The 15,594-nt window shown below is 45.8% G+C and carries 11 protein-coding genes; 4 read left to right on the top strand and 7 right to left on the bottom strand.

All coding sequences use genetic code 11. The features are described 5' to 3' along the window. Positions 1–149: 149 nt before the first annotated feature. Positions 150–1,067, bottom strand: coding sequence for a helix-turn-helix transcriptional regulator (locus tag YC6258_RS01400; RefSeq protein ID WP_044615461.1), 918 nt, complete (start codon positions 1,065–1,067; stop codon positions 150–152). A gap of 549 nt (positions 1,068–1,616) precedes the next feature. On the opposite strand from YC6258_RS01400, the gene chvE reads away from it, so the two are divergent. The 3 genes from chvE (at position 1,617) to mmsB (ending at position 5,519) form a co-directional block, all read left to right on the top strand. Then, on the top strand, positions 1,617–2,678 hold the full coding sequence (chvE, locus tag YC6258_RS01395; RefSeq protein ID WP_044615460.1) for a multiple monosaccharide ABC transporter substrate-binding protein: 1,062 nt from the start codon (positions 1,617–1,619) through the stop codon (positions 2,676–2,678). Between the two features lie 106 nt (positions 2,679–2,784). Next, on the top strand, positions 2,785–4,311 hold the full coding sequence (gene mmsA / locus YC6258_RS01390) for a multiple monosaccharide ABC transporter ATP-binding protein (protein WP_044615459.1): 1,527 nt from the start codon (positions 2,785–2,787) through the stop codon (positions 4,309–4,311). 5 nt (positions 4,312–4,316) lie between these two features. Further along, positions 4,317–5,519 (top strand): multiple monosaccharide ABC transporter permease, encoded by a 1,203-nt coding sequence (mmsB, locus tag YC6258_RS01385; protein WP_044615458.1) that lies wholly within the window; start codon positions 4,317–4,319, stop codon positions 5,517–5,519. A gap of 78 nt (positions 5,520–5,597) precedes the next feature. Here mmsB and YC6258_RS01380 read toward each other — a convergent pair whose 3' ends face one another. Further along, entirely contained in the window at positions 5,598–6,242 is a 645-nt protein-coding gene (locus YC6258_RS01380) for a TetR/AcrR family transcriptional regulator (RefSeq protein ID WP_044615457.1), read from the bottom strand. 110 nt (positions 6,243–6,352) lie between these two features. On the opposite strand from YC6258_RS01380, the gene YC6258_RS01375 reads away from it, so the two are divergent. After that, a complete protein-coding gene (locus tag YC6258_RS01375; protein WP_044615456.1) occupies positions 6,353–8,542 on the top strand; it encodes a glycoside hydrolase family 3 C-terminal domain-containing protein in 2,190 nt (729 codons plus the stop codon). 100 nt (positions 8,543–8,642) lie between these two features. Here YC6258_RS01375 and YC6258_RS01370 read toward each other — a convergent pair whose 3' ends face one another. From YC6258_RS01370 to YC6258_RS01350, 5 genes are all read right to left on the bottom strand, one after another. Next, a complete protein-coding gene (locus tag YC6258_RS01370; RefSeq protein ID WP_044615455.1) occupies positions 8,643–10,970 on the bottom strand; it encodes a methyl-accepting chemotaxis protein in 2,328 nt (775 codons plus the stop codon). A gap of 112 nt (positions 10,971–11,082) precedes the next feature. Then, positions 11,083–12,252 carry a sugar efflux transporter gene (locus YC6258_RS01365; protein ID WP_082070509.1) on the bottom strand — a complete coding sequence of 390 codons (1,170 nt, stop codon included), beginning with the start codon at positions 12,250–12,252 and terminating at the stop codon, positions 11,083–11,085. 157 nt (positions 12,253–12,409) lie between these two features. Next, the gene (locus YC6258_RS01360; protein WP_044615453.1) at positions 12,410–13,393 is read right to left on the bottom strand and encodes a potassium channel beta subunit family protein; all 984 of its coding nucleotides are present in this window, start codon (positions 13,391–13,393) and stop codon (positions 12,410–12,412) included. A gap of 185 nt (positions 13,394–13,578) precedes the next feature. Beyond that, positions 13,579–14,565, bottom strand: coding sequence for an aldo/keto reductase (locus YC6258_RS01355; RefSeq protein ID WP_044615452.1), 987 nt, complete (start codon positions 14,563–14,565; stop codon positions 13,579–13,581). Positions 14,566–14,912: 347 nt separating this feature from the next. Beyond that, positions 14,913–15,407: a MarR family winged helix-turn-helix transcriptional regulator gene (locus YC6258_RS01350; protein ID WP_082070508.1), complete on the bottom strand. Its 495-nt coding sequence runs from the start codon at positions 15,405–15,407 to the stop codon at positions 14,913–14,915. Positions 15,408–15,594 lie beyond the last annotated feature (187 nt).

Below are 15,594 nucleotides of genomic sequence, written 5' to 3'. Positions count from 1 at the left end.
TTCTCCAAAACCCACACGGTTACTCCAGGCCATCGAGTTTGCTGATGACTTGCTATTTTGTCGATTGTAGATGCGTCTAATCCCATTGCTTTTTGGCTGCATGGGTCATTGTCAAAATAAACACGTTTTCATCCGTATCCGATAATTTATCAGTTTATGTCTAAATGCTGGTTATTAAGGGATCGAAATTGCCTCGGGCTCATACCGTACTGATATCTGAAGCGCCGGGCGAAATAGTTAGGGTCCTTAAAACCACAGGCCTGCGAAATATATTTAATATTGTAACGGCTGAGGATTAATAACTCGCGTGACTTTTCCAGCCTTAATCTGAGCAAATAAGAAGCCGGACTTTCGCCATATAACTGAGTAAAAACCTGAGTGAAATAAGGTCGTGAATAGTTGGCGATTTTAGCCAGATCCGACATGCTGATTTCCTGATCCAGATTTTGCTCGATGTGCATTTTTACCCGATCCATGGCATCAGGGTCCCGGGCACTGGAATGTTCCATATTGGTGGCATCGAACAGTGCCATAGTCAGTTCGTAAGCTTTGGCAGAAAGGTGTCCTGTCGTGCTGCTGGTTTCGGTCAGGATTTCATGCACGATAAGCTCCATGCGTTTTATCACCAGGCGGTTGAAGCTTTGGACCGGGCCACGATTGAGCAACAGGGAGTCAAAGAGCCGGACGATCTCATGCCCCCCCAGAGTCACCCAGAAAAACTTCCAGTGAGGGTTCTCTCCCAGCCAATAACGACTGTTCTGGGGGATTCTCAGCAACATGGTCTGACCTGAAGCAATTTCGTAATATTGATCGTCGATTATCAGATTTCCAGAACCCGACAATGTATGTTGGATAATAATCAGATCTGAATTGCCGCGTTTCAGTCCATGCCAGTCATAATTTGGGTCTACACAATATTCATAGCCTGCTGCTGCAATAAATGTGTTCAAAAATTCGTGGCCGGAATTGCTGTCGTGCAGATCGAAACTTCTGACACATGATTCTTTGTAGATATCGAAGATGGAAGACAATTTGAGTACCTGCAATTTATTATTTTTGTTATGCAAACCATGCTCAAACAGCGGCTCATGGCAGGTTGTTGATTTTCTACTTATGTAGCGAATGCGGTGTTAAAAATTATCTTAAGGTGCTCATTTATGATTTATAAATAGCGCTTTTCTGATAATTTTTGCCTTGGTTTCACTGTCTCAGCGACAAAATCAACTGCCTGCTAGTATGTCTTGCAGAACAAGACATTGAGCTTGGTCATGGATAATATAACTATTTTGTTTAAGAACGTTTTCAAGGAAAAAAGTTCTTATAAAATAGCATTATTGTTATATATATCTATCTTTATGTCAGAATATTACAAAGTCTGACATAGAGGATTAACTTTTTGGGCTACATACATGGATGAAATTGCTGCATTGATAAACTAGTAGATTTTTATTTTAATTCTCTATGTACACTGTTGGTTGTGGGGGGTTGATAAAATTAAAATCGAAAGACCTTCCTGAAACTGAAAAAGAAAAGTTTTCCTTTAAAAAAACAACTATTAAGGCATCCCCAGATTCCCTTGAGGAGTAATTTGGATGTTTAGCCTTGGGAGAATGTAAATGACAAGTTTGAAATCTCTTGCCGCTGCAGCGGCTATGTCCTTGCTCGTTGCTCTACCTGGTGCCGCGTTTGCTAAAGATAAGGTCGGTATCTCAATGCCAACCAAGTCTTCTGCGCGCTGGATCTCCGATGGCGAAAGCATGGTTAAGCAATTTGAAGCAGCTGGATACAAAACAGATCTGCAATATGCAGAAGATGATATCCCTACCCAGCTGTCACAAATCGAAAACATGATTGTGAAAGGTGTAGATGTCCTGGTCATCGCCTCAATCGATGGCACTACATTGTCTGATGTGTTGCAGCAGGCTGCGGACATGGATATCAAAGTGATTGCATATGACCGATTGATTCGTGACTCAGGAAATGTTGACTACTATGCGACATTCGATAACTTCCAGGTCGGTGTTCTGCAAGCCAGCTATATTGAAAAAACGCTGGGCCTGAAGAACGGTAAAGGACCTTTTAATGTCGAATTGTTTGGCGGTTCTCCCGATGATAACAACGCTTACTTCTTCTATAACGGCGCAATGTCTGTTCTGCAGCCATACATTGACAGTGGCAAACTGGTTGTAAAAAGCGGACAAATGGGAATGGACAAAGTTTCCACACTTCGCTGGGATGGTGCAACTGCCCAGGCTCGTATGGATAACCTGTTGAGTGCCTACTATACAGATGCCCGCGTTGATGCTGTTCTGTCTCCATACGATGGTATTTCCATCGGTATTATTTCCTCTCTGAAAGGTGTTGGATACGGTAGTAAGGATTTGCCGATGCCTGTGATCACAGGTCAGGATGCAGAAGTTCGTTCTGTTAAATCCATTCTGGCTAATGAACAGACCTCTACTATTTTCAAAGATACCCGTGAACTTGCCAGGGTAACTGTTGGCATGGTTGACGCATTATTAAAAGGTGGTACTCCGGAAATTAATGACACCAAAACTTATGATAATGGTGTAAAAGTTGTACCTTCTTATCTGTTGAAACCCGTTAGTGTTGATAAATCCAATTGGGAAGAAATACTGATCGGTAGTGGTTATTACACTAAAGATCAGGTTATGTAATGCATAACGGTCCCGATGCCAAAAAGGCATCGGGATCTGGTTGGCTTTCATTTGATTATCAATACATTGATTTAGTATTTGGCGTCCGCCAAAGAGAGGTTACTCAATGGATACCATCCTTGAAATGCGCAATATTACCAAGTTGTTTCCTGGTGTTAAGGCGCTTGATGATGTCACGGTTAAAGTGAAGGATGGGGAAATTCATGCCTTAGTTGGTGAGAATGGCGCAGGTAAATCAACCCTCATGAAGGTGTTGAGCGGCGTTTACCCTCATGGCAGCTATACTGGTGAAATTCTGTTTCAGAATCAGGTTCGTTCTTTCAAAACCATTGCTGACAGCGAAAAGCTGGGCATTATCATCATTCATCAAGAATTAGCATTAGTTCCCCTACTTTCCATTGCGGAAAATATATTTTTAGGTAATGAACAGGCAAAAAGAGGTGTCATCAACTGGCCTCACTCATTTGCCAAAGCCAAAACCTATCTGCAAAAAGTTGGTTTATCTGAGTCCCCCGAAACACTGGTAACGAATATCGGCGTTGGTAAACAACAGTTGGTTGAAATTGCCAAAGCACTGTCGAAAGACGTAAAACTTCTGATTCTTGATGAACCCACAGCCAGTCTTAATGAAAAAGACAGCGATGCTCTGCTGGAACTGTTATTGGAGTTCAAGAAGCAGGGAATTACATCGATCCTGATCTCCCACAAGCTGAATGAAATTCGTAAAGTGGCAGATACGATTACGGTTATTCGAGACGGCACCTCAGTCAGTACCCTGGACTGCACTACACAGGATATCAGTGAGGATAAAATTATTGCTGACATGGTTGGTCGAGACCTGTCAGATCGTTTTCCACCCCGTACTCCGAATATTGGTGACACCATTTTTGAAGTCAAGGACTGGAATGTATATCACCAGCTGCATGCTGACCGTCACCTGATCAAAGATGTGAGCTTTCATGTCAAGGCTGGAGAGGTGGTTGGTATTGCCGGCCTGATGGGTGCTGGTCGTACTGAACTGGCAATGAGCATTTTTGGCCGTTCATATGGCCAGAAAATATCCGGTGAAGTATTACTGCACGGTAAGCCGGTGGATCTCAGCAATATCAGCAAAGCCGTAAAAAACGGTCTGGCCTACGCGACAGAAGATCGGAAAACTTATGGCCTGGTATTAATGGAAGATATTAAGCGCAATATTTCAATGGCCAACATGGAGGGTGTGTCCAGTCATGCGGTTGTCGATGACAACAAAGAGCTGGCGGTGGCCAATGATTTTCGGGCTCGGATGAATATTAAAAGTCCGGATGTCTTTCAGAAAACCGGCAATCTTTCCGGTGGTAATCAGCAAAAGGTTGTACTGTCAAAATGGTTGTTTACCACGCCGGAGATTTTGATTTTGGATGAACCTACCCGGGGAATTGATGTGGGTGCCAAGTATGAAATCTACGGCATCATCAATGAACTGGCCGCGCAGGGCAAAGGGCTCATTGTGATCTCTTCAGAAATGCCGGAACTGTTAGGTATCAGCGATCGAATTTATGTGATGAATGAAGGTGAAATAGTTGGCGAGCTATCCAAAGAGAATGCCTCTCAGGAAGCTATAATGACTATGATCATCCAATCTGGGAGATAACAAGAATGTCCACACAAACATCTACAGAAGCAGTACCAGTGGAAAAGGTGTCTGCCGCGAGGTTCATGAAGAGCAATATCCGTGAATACGGAATGTTGATTGCACTCGTCGTTATTATTGGTTTCTTTCAGGTTGTGACGGATGGCGTACTGCTTAAGCCGCTGAATTTAACCAACCTGTTCCTGCAGAACAGCTATGTCATCATTATGGCTCTGGGCATGCTGTTGGTCATCGTGGCCGGTCATATTGATTTGTCGGTCGGGTCGGTCGTTGGCTTTATCGGCGCGCTGGCGGCTGTCATGATCGTGAATTACGAGATTAACTACTTCGTTACTATTCTGGTCTGTCTGTTCGTGGGTGGCCTGATTGGCGCTGCTCAGGGCTATTGGGTCGCATATTACCGGATACCTGCATTCATCGTGACATTGGCAGGTATGTTGGTATTTCGTGGATTGACGCTGGCTTTGCTCAGTGGTCAGTCTGTCGGACCATTTCCCACTGCTTTCCAGAAAATAAGTTCCGGTTTTATTCCTAACTTCCTGTCTGACGGTCGTTTCCATACGACTTCAATGGTGCTGGGAGTGGCCGTGGCATTGTTGATGATTATTCTGAATGTCAGATCCCGTCAGAAGCAGCAAGAGCACGGTGTTATCAGTGAACCGATGAACTTCTTCATTGTCCGCAATCTGTTGATTGGTGGAGCAATTATATACCTGACTTATCTGTTGTCGACTTATAAGGGTTTCCCAAATGTCCTTATTGTTATGGCAATATTGATCTCCGCATACAATTTCTTCACCAATCGTACCACTGCCGGTCGTCGTATTTATGCGTTGGGTGGTAATGAAAAAGCAGCCATGCTGTCAGGTATCAATACCAAACGACTGACCTTCTGGACCTTCGTCAATATGGGGGTTTTGGCAGCGCTGGCGGGTATGGTGTTTGCCGCGCGTCTGAACTCTGCAACACCAAAAGCCGGTGCGGCGTTCGAGTTGGACGTGATAGCGGCGGTGTTTATTGGCGGGGCATCCACAACGGGTGGTGTCGGCCGGATTATTGGCGCCGTGATCGGAGCACTGATCATGGGTGTGATGAACAACGGCATGTCCATTCTCGGTATTGGTATTGACTGGCAACAGGTTATCAAAGGTTTGGTACTGCTGGGTGCGGTTATTTTCGATATATACAACAAGAAAAAAGCCGGCTGATCAGTTTCTGCCAATATTATTACCCCGGTTATCAAACAGGATCGCCGGGTGAATTCAGGGCCCGCATAGCGGGCCTTTTTATGCTCGGGTAATAATCCCTCCGATGACGATGTCCACCATTAGCCGGATACTCTCGGCCTGATAGTTTTGTTCCCGCTGATAGACCTGTGGTCGAATCAATATCCTTTGTGCCAGTCCCATAATGGCGTTGCTGATGGTCTTGGCGACAGTGGCGATGTCGGTGGAAGGTACCGTCAAATAGCCATTTTCGACACCTTTCGAAATTAACTGAATCAACGGGTCGGAATACGATAGTTCAACCATCAGCTGTTCGTATTCGGAGTTGTCGTAATCCCGGAATGAGAGATCGAATTGAGAAAAGTAATCAACGATTTCCGGGCGACAAAGCAGCGTGTCGATGAAGTGATTCAGATAACTCCGCAGCTCGGCAACGGAGCCCTCGGCGTTGGCGATGTCAGTACTGAGTGACTGGTGAAAGTCGCCAACCAGTACCACTAGTATGTCCATTGCCAGCAAATCCCTGTGTGGATAGTAGTTGTAGAGCGTGCGCCGTTCGACCCCGGCTTCCTGGGCAATGTTCAGCATGGAGGTGTTGTTCAGGCCGTTGGTAATAAACAGCTTGAAGGCGGTTTGCAATAGAAAGTTTCGCCGTTGACGGCGTGTGCGGCTTTCATGTTTGTATTGTTTCGGAAAAAAATCCATCAGTTGCTTCTTTTTTTCTGTTTCAAAACCATTAATATTATAAATTACACTTGGTGAGTAAATTTTAATTTCAATAGCACGGTCAAGGTACTGTACCTGAGGAAGTCTCTATGTTCGATCCTGTAACGATACTTAAACAATTAAATCGAGAAGAAAAAGTTCAGTTGCTGTGCGGTCTGGATGCATGGCATCTACACGGCGTAGAGCGTTTGGGGATTCCTTCCATTACCTTGACTGATGGCCCTCATGGGGTTCGGCTGGCACAAAGCCATGATGTGTTCGACAGTGTGGATGCCACCGTTTTTCCGGTTGAAGCAGCCATGGCTGCTACCTGGAATGTTGGTCTGATCAAAGAGTTGGCCGGTGCCATTGCCAAAGAATGTCAGCAGTTGGGGGTTTCGGTATTGTTGGGGCCCGGTGTTAATGGAAAACGCAGTCCATTAGGTGGCCGGAATTTTGAGTATTTTTCCGAAGATCCCTATTTGACAGGGGCTATGGCTTCTAATTTCGTCGAAGGAGTCCAATCGCAGGGTGTTGGAGCCTGTTTAAAACATTTTGCCGGAAATGAGCAGGAAACCAGGCGTTTTCTGATCAACTCGGTAATTGACGAGCGCACGTTGCAGGAGATGTACATTGCTCCATTCGCCAAAGCAATACGCGAATCAAGGCCCTGGACAGTCATGGGGGCATATAACAGTGTAAATGGGCAATTTGCCTGTCAAAACTCACATCTATTGCAGGATATTTTGCGTGACCAGCTGGGGTTCGATGGTTTGGTGATGTCAGATTGGGGGGCTGTAGGGGACAAAGTGGCCTGTCATCAACACGGGCTTGATTTGGAGATGCCCGGGCCGGCAGACCGGGATCAGCAGCTGCTCGATGCTCTGGACAATGGTGATATGAGTGAAGTGGTTCTGGATAGCCGGGTACTGAAAGTATTGGAGTTGATTCACAAATCCGTGACTCATAAGCGCGATGTACAGGTTGATTTTGAACGCCACCACGAACTGGCCATTGAAGTGGCCTGTGACAGTGCTGTATTACTTAAAAACAGCGGTAATTTACCGCTGGACAAAAGCCGCTCTATTGGTTTGATTGGACAGTTTGCCAAACATCCCCGCTTCCAGGGCGGTGGTAGTTCCCACATGAACCCCAGGCACCTGTCGAACGCCTTTGAAGCGTTCTGCAGTCGTGCAGAAGTCAGTTGGGCCATGGGATATGAAGAATTGGAAATGACTGATGAGATGCTTCGGGAAGCCGTCGCGCTGGCGAAACGAGTTGATCAGGTCGTGTTGCTGACAGGCACCACTGACGCATTGGAGAGTGAAGGCTTCGATCGGTCAAATATGCGTCTTCCGGAGGCTCATGTTGAATTGATTAAAGCAGTGTATCAAACCAACTCGAATGTGGTTGTAGTAATGTATGCCGGTTCGGCCTTGGAAACCCGCCAGATTGAAGATTACGCGCCTTCGTTGATGCATGCCTGGCTACCAGGTGAGGGGGGCGGTGAAGCCCTGGCGAGACTGTTGTTCGGAGAGGTCTCACCATCCGGAAAACTGTCAGAAACATTTCCTGTTCGTCTGGAACATAATCCAACTTATGAAAGCTTCCCGGGCAATAAGGCCGACACGATCTATAATGAAGGCATATTTACCGGATATCGTTACTACGATACCAAAAAGCTGCCGGTGCAATATCCGTTTGGTTATGGACTGAGTTATACCTCCTTTGCCTATAGCGATTTATCATATGATGCATCCTGCCGGGAAGTGGCGGTGAATGTGACCAACATCGGTGATATGGCTGGTGCGGAAGTTGTTCAGGTTTATATCCATGATGAGCACAGTACGCTACGGCGTCCGGATCAGGAGCTCAAAGGTTTCGCCAAAGTTATGTTGCAGCCGGGAGAAACTCAACGTGTGTCGATTGCTCTCGATGAACAGGCATTTGCCTACTTTGTCACGCATCTTCAGCGGTTTGCAGAAGAAAGTGGACGCTTTGAAATAAGGGTTGGTTCTTCTTCACGGGACATACATGAATCCTTGTGGATTGAACTGGAATCCGACATTGAATGCCGCCAAATACCAACCCTCAATGATACGGTGGAGGACTGGTTGCGGGATGACCGGACCCGTCCGATATTAGAAGACGCATTTGCTCAGGTAGGATTCACTAAGGATCACTCTTTTTATGCTTTGACATTGGGTTTTCCCATGACGCTGCTTAAAAAGTTCATGCCGATGATGGGATTGACTGAGCAACAATGCGAATCTTTGAAAGATAAGTTGGGGCTTGAGTAATGTTGTCGTCTCTATGGATGATTTTTATTTCCGGACATTAGAGACACACTTCTACAAAAGGTCCGGGCGATGTTAAATCATTGTCCGGACCGATTGGAACTCAGGAGGTGACTTTGAATTGTTTGACCAGGCTTTCGAGTTTCAGAATCATGCTATTGAGATCTTCGATGGCCGCCAATGCAGAATGACCACCTTCTACAGCTTGATCATTGATCGATTTGATATGGCTGATACTGCCACTGATGCTATCGGCAACAGAACTTTGCTCTTCGACTGCACTGGCGATGTTGGTATTCAGGTCACGAATACCTGTCATCGATTGCATGATTTCCTCAAAGGCATGACGAGCCTGCTCGGACAGTTCGACCATGGTGGCGGCTTCTTCAGTACTGCTGGCGATGGCGGTAACCGCTTCGGAGGCGCCTTTTTGCAATTCCTGAACCACACTTTGGATTTCTGCTGTGGACTGTTGAGTGCGTCCGGCGAGGGTCCTCACCTCATCGGCAACGACTGCAAAACCACGGCCCTGTTCACCTGCCCGGGCAGCCTCAATGGCTGCGTTCAGAGCCAGCAAATTTGTCTGCTCAGCGATGGAGCCTATCATTTCCAGGATCTTGCCGATGGATGTGCTGTTTTGATTAAGGGTGTTAATAACCTCAGAAGCATGCGAGATTTTCTGCTCCATCGAACTGACAGAAGCGGTTGATTTTTCCATGACCGCCAGACTTTGCTGTCCGGTATTAAATGTGGTCTGCGATTGATGATCCGCTTCAGCGGCATGGCCGGCAACCTCCTGAAAAGACGCAGCCATTTCGGTAATGGAAGTGCTGACCATGTCTGTCTGCAGATTCTGATCTTCCATATCCTTTTGGTTCTGGGAGCTGGTGGTTTTCAGAACAGAGGACGACTGGGTCAGTGAGTGAGCAATTTCCCGGAGGTTAACTACAATGTCGTGAATCTTTGAAACAAACTGATTGAATGCCTGTGACAGATCGCCGATTTCGTCTTGTCTGTTTTCATCAAGCCGCGCGGTCAGGTCACCGTCGCCACTGGCAATGTCCTGCAGAGTAAGAACGGTATGATTGATTGGCTTTACCAGCATCTTTGAGAATATAAAGCCGATAATCAGGCTAATCACGGTTACCAGGATGGCAATCAATGTCGAGATAAACATCAGGTCTGACTTGACCTGGGCAACTGCGCCAAACGCCTCTTTGCTGTTCATTTCCCCAATGACCATCCAGTGTTGGTCGAAAAATTCTATCGGGCGGTAGGCGATCAGTTTCTCGAGCCCGTTGGGAAGCTTAACGATGCTGGAACCTGAAGAATCGGAGATGTTGGCGAGATCGATCTTCTCCAGTCCAATATTGCTCTTTCGCGCTTGCATCGTCTTCAACGTTGCAGGATCGGTACCATTTTCAGAGAGTGTGTCCATAAAATCATTGAAGTTCTCGATAATACCCCTGCGCATAGTTCGAGTCAGGTCGTCGGGACCGACCATAACCACCTCGCCGGTATTACCCAACCCGGCACCTTTCCAGTTGTGCTCAAACGTTACCAAACTGTTGATATGGCTTGTGGAAAGTTGAAATGCCAGAATACCTTCAAGTTCTTGCTTGTCATTGACTATCTGAGTCGCAATAAACGCACTGGGCAAATTCAGGTTTGGAAGATAGGGAGCAAAATCAGCGAAATAAACCTGAGCAGGACTGCCGGAAGTTGCCTGAGTAACCGCATGAGCCAGCGGAGTGTTTTTAAAAGGGCCGTCGAACAGGGAAGTGCCGTAATCAATTTTCTTTTCCACAGAGTAAACAACGTAACCACTTTGGGGATCGATCAAATAAATATCATCATAATCGAACCGTTCCTTATAGCTGCGGAAGTTGCTATGAAACTTAAGATGCGCGCGGGTATAGGACATGCCATCGCCGGAGTCGTCCATTGCTTCCTTATCATTGAGTGGGTTGGGGTTGTTGGCAAGGTATTGGGCATGTACTGCAAATGTTTCATCTGCAAAGGATGGTATCAGGGCATTAAGGTCCAGCGGGGTATTGGGATTAAACTGGTTATAAGCATTCTTGAACGCATTTCGGTAAAAATCTTCCGCGCGTTCCTTGAGCAACTCCGGACTTTGTTTACGCGCCATTAATGGCGCATAAGAGGTGAAGCTCGACTTCAGGTTGGCCATGGCCTTCAGAACATTACTGTCTTGTGCATAGCTCAATATTTGATCAGTGCTGGCCTTCGTGAAGTTTTTGAGCATGCGCGAAGCGCCGTTTTGAGACAGGTTCATTTGTTGCAATCTGGCTTCACGCAAGCCATCGTCAATACGGGCGGTTGCACTCCAGCCGATAATCGCAGCCGCACTAATCACGGCGATGGTGGATAAACCTGCCAGAGCAATAGTTAATTTGTTACCAATTCTCATTTGAAAGGTCCGGTCATTATTCTTTTTGGCATATTAATAACTTTAGTCCGGAATAGTAAATTGGCAATGATCTGAGCGTTATTTCACGGCATCATACAAGGATAATTGACGGTTAAGTTAGCTTATTAATTACGCGAATTTGCCTGTCTGCCCAACAGACTAAAAATAATGCAAGGCAGAGACCCAGTGTTGAAAATAAAAAAACCCCGCGATACTGGCCAAACTGTGCAATCAAGGCACCGATGGTGGCACCTGCCAAAGAACCGGTTTTGAACGCATTTCCCAGCAATGTGGCTGCCATACCGGGGCGGTTTGGCAGTAATGATTGAAAGATAGATGTCCCGAGTCCTGCACTCAAACCGATCAAAGTGGCATTCAGCAGTTGCAGTATCAGGAACATGCTCAAGCGATCACTCAGTGTCATGCCAAAATAAAAGAGAATACCGGCAACCACCGCCACCTGTACCGGTGCCAGCAATCGCCAGCGATGCGACAGTGCACCCATGGCAATCATCAGCGGCATTTCGATGGCGGCCGCCAGACCCATAAGCAAGCCGGGGATAAAGGTCGGCATCTTGAGGTCATTCAAGAGATAAAGCGGCATGTAAACAATATAAGTGCTGTTCGCCATATTGATAATCATGAATACCGCAAAAATGGCCAGGATATGCGGGGTCAGAATGCGGGTATCTGGTGTGGATGAGCGGGAGTGATGTTTGATTGGTCCAGTGTCCGGTATCAGTATGAACATGACTCCGAAAACACCCGCTGCCAGCCACATCATGGTTTGGAAGCCTAAAACGGGGAGTAATAGAAATGCCAGCGGGGGCGTAATCACCCAGCTGAATGCAAACGCGGCCCTCATCAATGACTGCAACAATACCATTCGTTCACTGTTAACGGTTTCCCGTGATCCGGCAAACAACTGAGGCAAAATGGTTGCGGACATTCCTGACCACAATATGCCCATTACAATCAATACTGCATAGTTGCTTGTTTGGCCGATACCAATCACTCCGATTATCGTGGATAAAACAGCCACCCTCAGAATACTGGTTCGTTTCATGTGATGATCTGAGTGGTGGGCGAACCACGTGCTGATGGCTATCCCCGCAACCGTATTAATCGCAAAGAAAATGCCTATGAAAATAGGCTGAATATGTAAATCAAGGGATAGGTGTGTACTGAGTATTGGCAGTACAGCGGCAGAAGCCATTCCCTGGAACAACGTCAATAATAAAAACCGAAAGTGGATAGGTCTGAACCAGGAAAGAGATTTCATGCAAATAATATGAAGTCAGTTAGCTACCAGAGTGGACATCAATAGTTGTGCCTGGTCGCCGATAAACGAAAGGACTGGTGATGGAGCTGGTATATATTACCCGAGCCGATTGTCGGAAGGCAGAGCCTGACAAGGCTCTGTCTCTCATCACTTCAGATCAATAACGCTCAGGGCCGGCGGGCTTGTTATTCAGAATTCGTTCTATATTTTCCATGACGTCAGGGGTCAGCAGAGGTAGTACATCCAATGCCTGAAGATTTTCCTGTAACTGGTTCAGCTTTGAGGCTCCCAAAATGGCAGTGCTTACATTAGGGTTCTTTAATGTCCAGGCAATGGCAAGATTGGCCATGCTGACATTTAACTCGCTGGCAAGGTGCATCAGTTGTCGCACAGTGTCCGCAGTGCCATCGTCTTTTAATAGCTGGTTACGCAGATTTTCATAGCCTTCAAGGCTGAGACGACTGTTCTCCGGAATACCATCGACATATTTTCCCGTCAGAATGCCGGATCGCAGAGGGGAAAATATAGTTGTGCCCATGCCAAAGTTTTCGTAGAGAGGCAGATATTCCTGTTCAAAGCGTTGCCGGGCCAGCATGTTGTACTGCGGCTGCTCCATAGTTGGTGGGGTCAGGTGTTCTCTTTCCGCAATCAAATGAGCTTCCGTGATTTGCTGAGAACTCCACTCCGAGGTACCCCAGTAAAGAACTTTGCCCTGGCGTACGAGATTATCCATGGCTCTGACTGTTTCCGATATCGGTGTATCAATGTCCGGACGATGGCAAAAATACAAATCCAGATAGTCAACTTTAAGCCGGGTCAATGCAGCATCGCAGGCATCTCTGACATGCTTGGCGGACAGTCCCTTTTGTGTGGGTAGTGAACCACCCCAGAAAACCTTGGAGGAAACAATATAAGAACTTCTTGGAAAACCGAGAGCAGAGATAGCATCTCCCATGATTTTCTCAGAGGCACCTGCCATATATCCTTCAGCATTATCAAAAAAGTTAACACCAGCATCATAAGCCGATTTGATTAATACTTTGGCAATATTGATATCAACCTGTTTACCGAAAGTGACCCAGGAGCCGAAAGACAGGGCTGAAATTTTCAGGCCGGATTTACCTAGTCTTCTGTATTCCATTGTCAATCCTCTTTATGGAAGGAAAAAAAACGTATTAGCACAGATAGGTTTGAAGGTAGTCTGTGTGAGCGGAGGTAATGAATCGCAGTGTTCAATATTCTCTGACGGGACACACAGGCTACTCATAAATTCTGTGACAATGCCATGATCGTTATCATTGGCATATTGTGTTAATTAACTGAATGTTAGATTGAGCCTCTTACATAAGGGCGCACTTGGGTTTGGTAAAACTCTGCCAGTTTCTGGTGTAGATCGTCATCCAGTGGTGGCAGTGAAGAAACCTCAGCATTTGCCTTGATCTGTTCCCCACGGCTTGCTCCGGTAATGACTGAAGAGACAGCCGGATGATCCAGCAGCCAGCGCAACGACATCTGAGCAAGAGTCATGTTTTCAGGCAGAAATCTTTTAAGTTCTTCGGCTAATTCGACACCTTTATTGAAGGGCAGTCCCGAAAACGTTTCGCCAACATTGAATGCCTCTCCATCTTTGTTGAAGTTGCGGTGATCCTCGGTTGGAAATTTAGTATTTGCGGACATCTTCCCACTTAACAGACCACTGGCCAGTCCCAGCCGAACGATGATACCAACATTCGCTTCCTGGGCACGGGCCAATAGCTCCTGATTCGGGTCCTGTCGAAACAGGTTGAAAATGATTTGTAGGGTGGAAACATTCGAATGATGAATGCAGTACAGAGCCTCTTCGACGGTTTCGACACTGGCACCGTAATATTTTATCAATCCTTCCTGCTGGAACTCTTCCAGCCATTCAAAGACTGCACCACGCTTGATTTCATCGAAAGGAATGCAGTGTAATTGCAGCAGATCGAGAGCTTCTACTTGTAACCGTTCCCGAGATTGTTCAATAGCTGCCTTCAGGTGGTCGCGCTGGTAATGATCAGGGTATAACTGTGCAGTTCTACCGGCTTTGGTGACGATAACCCTGTCAGGATCTGGATGTTGTCGATTGAACCTGCCAATGTATTCTTCGCTGTCACCTGCACCATATACATCCGCAGTATCCCAGAATGTTACGCCGGACTGTTGCGCGGCCGACAGAATGTCTTCTGCCTGCCCTGGATTGAGGGCGCCCCAATCGCCTCCCAATTGCCAGCAGCCAAGTCCGATTTCTGAGATGCTGAAACCGGTTTTGCCGAGAAGTCGTTGTTTAACCATCAATATGCTCTCCTGTTAGGTAAGCTGGAAGTTTGCGGTATTTTGCTGCGATATTTATGAAGATTGTTAACATTAACGGCAATATTACCAAAAACAAGGAATCTATTGTCCGGGTAACCAAGTTTCCGATTCTAGGTAATTTTATGATTAGCCAGCAAGGGCATTTGACAACAGTAAAATAGGATGGCTGGGCGCTTTTTTGTCTTTTTTTTGTCGGTTTTATAGAGCTTGGTTTTTGGATATTGTGTAAAGCAAAAAAATTAAGCGAACCCGTTACAGCCTGGTATTCGCTTAAACTCGTTAACCGCCCAATGAAAATCACTAATCATGCTAATTGATGATTTTAATTAGGCCTCAGCTTCTTCTACATAAAAAGCGTCAACAACGTCATAGTAACCAGGCAGTACTTTTTCCAATAATTTACTGCCTTTGGCCTTGAGTTGAACAATTTTTGAACGGCCGTCATTTGGATCTGGTGTGATTTTGACCAGGCCGGCTGCTTCCATGCTTTTCAGAGTGTTGGATACGATTGGTTTGGATATATCCATTTGTTCAACAATATCTTTGGCTCTCAAACGTTTTTTGTCATTGGCATTGGACAATACCAACATGATCAGAAAACGAGTCTGAGATAAATCAAAACTTTGAAAGTAGTTTTCAATTTCTCTCAACAACAAGCTCGCTTCGCGAAGCATGCCTAATGCATAGTCCATATTTCCAACATCCTTTTTAGGAAACCTCAGCTGGTAGTCCTCAAGAAGCTTTTCAGATGGCGATTCTTTTAGGAAAAACAAGTTTCTAACTCCTGAGTTGGTGAATGAAATAATGAACGGGCCAATCATACATTCATTTATCTAATTAACAATTTTATTTTATGAAAAAAAAGTGCAATTAAGATAATGCTGCAATTGCTTGTGTAAAGATAAATCTTGAGCCTTGGATATTTTGAGACTGCTGGTTTTAAAAATACCGTGGGCGTATGAGCGACCCTTATACAATATGTAATTTTTCCTCAACACATAAATGATA

The organism is Gynuella sunshinyii YC6258, from assembly GCF_000940805.1.
In the GTDB taxonomy this organism is placed as follows: domain Bacteria; phylum Pseudomonadota; class Gammaproteobacteria; order Pseudomonadales; family Natronospirillaceae; genus Gynuella; species Gynuella sunshinyii.
Note: the sequence above shows the minus strand (reverse complement) of the source record. Positions and strands in the feature narration are given on the sequence as shown.

Excerpts from the sequence above, each read along its gene's own strand:
- chvE (WP_044615460.1), top strand. The coding sequence starts at position 1,617 with ATGACAAGTTTGAAATCTCTTGCCGCTGCAGCGGCTATGTCCTTGCTC.
- mmsA (WP_044615459.1), top strand. The coding sequence starts at position 2,785 with ATGGATACCATCCTTGAAATGCGCAATATTACCAAGTTGTTTCCTGGT.
- mmsB (WP_044615458.1), top strand. The coding sequence starts at position 4,317 with ATGTCCACACAAACATCTACAGAAGCAGTACCAGTGGAAAAGGTGTCT.
- YC6258_RS01380 (WP_044615457.1), bottom strand. The coding sequence starts at position 6,242 with ATGGATTTTTTTCCGAAACAATACAAACATGAAAGCCGCACACGCCGT.
- YC6258_RS01375 (WP_044615456.1), top strand. The coding sequence starts at position 6,353 with ATGTTCGATCCTGTAACGATACTTAAACAATTAAATCGAGAAGAAAAA.
- YC6258_RS01370 (WP_044615455.1), bottom strand. The coding sequence starts at position 10,970 with ATGAGAATTGGTAACAAATTAACTATTGCTCTGGCAGGTTTATCCACC.
- YC6258_RS01365 (WP_082070509.1), bottom strand. The coding sequence starts at position 12,252 with ATGAAATCTCTTTCCTGGTTCAGACCTATCCACTTTCGGTTTTTATTA.
- YC6258_RS01360 (WP_044615453.1), bottom strand. The coding sequence starts at position 13,393 with ATGGAATACAGAAGACTAGGTAAATCCGGCCTGAAAATTTCAGCCCTG.
- YC6258_RS01355 (WP_044615452.1), bottom strand. The coding sequence starts at position 14,565 with ATGGTTAAACAACGACTTCTCGGCAAAACCGGTTTCAGCATCTCAGAA.
- YC6258_RS01350 (WP_082070508.1), bottom strand. The coding sequence starts at position 15,407 with ATGATTGGCCCGTTCATTATTTCATTCACCAACTCAGGAGTTAGAAAC.